The sequence below is a fragment of the Siccibacter colletis genome (assembly GCF_000696575.1).
Classification (GTDB): Bacteria; Pseudomonadota; Gammaproteobacteria; order Enterobacterales; family Enterobacteriaceae; genus Siccibacter; species Siccibacter colletis.
Genome location: NZ_JMSQ01000024.1, coordinates 1 through 464 on the forward strand (window position 1 = coordinate 1; position 464 = coordinate 464).

At 55.2% G+C, this 464-nt stretch carries 1 protein-coding gene; it reads left to right on the forward strand.

Annotated elements, in window-relative coordinates; genetic code table 11:
• Positions 1–464: EF-Tu C-terminal domain-related protein (locus ET34_RS0117105; protein WP_031524094.1), on the forward strand; the 464-nt coding region annotated here is incomplete at both ends.

The following is a 464-nucleotide window of genomic DNA, read 5'->3' on the forward strand; positions in this document are numbered from 1 at the left end:
GTTGGTGAAGAAGTTGAAATCGTTGGTATCAAAGATACTGCGAAATCCACCTGTACCGGCGTTGAAATGTTCCGCAAACTGCTGGACGAAGGTCGTGCGGGCGAGAACTGCGGCGTTCTGCTGCGTGGTATCAAGCGTGAAGAGATCCAGCGTGGCCAGGTACTGGCTAAGCCGGGCACCATCAAGCCGCACACCAAGTTCGAATCCGAAGTGTACATCCTGTCCAAAGATGAAGGCGGCCGTCACACTCCGTTCTTCAAAGGCTACCGTCCGCAGTTCTACTTCCGTACTACTGACGTGACTGGCACCATCGAACTGCCGGAAGGCGTTGAGATGGTAATGCCGGGCGACAACATCAAAATGGTTGTTACCCTGATCCACCCGATCGCGATGGACGACGGTCTGCGTTTCGCAATCCGTGAAGGCGGCCGTACCGTTGGCGCGGGCGTTGTTGCTAAAGTTCT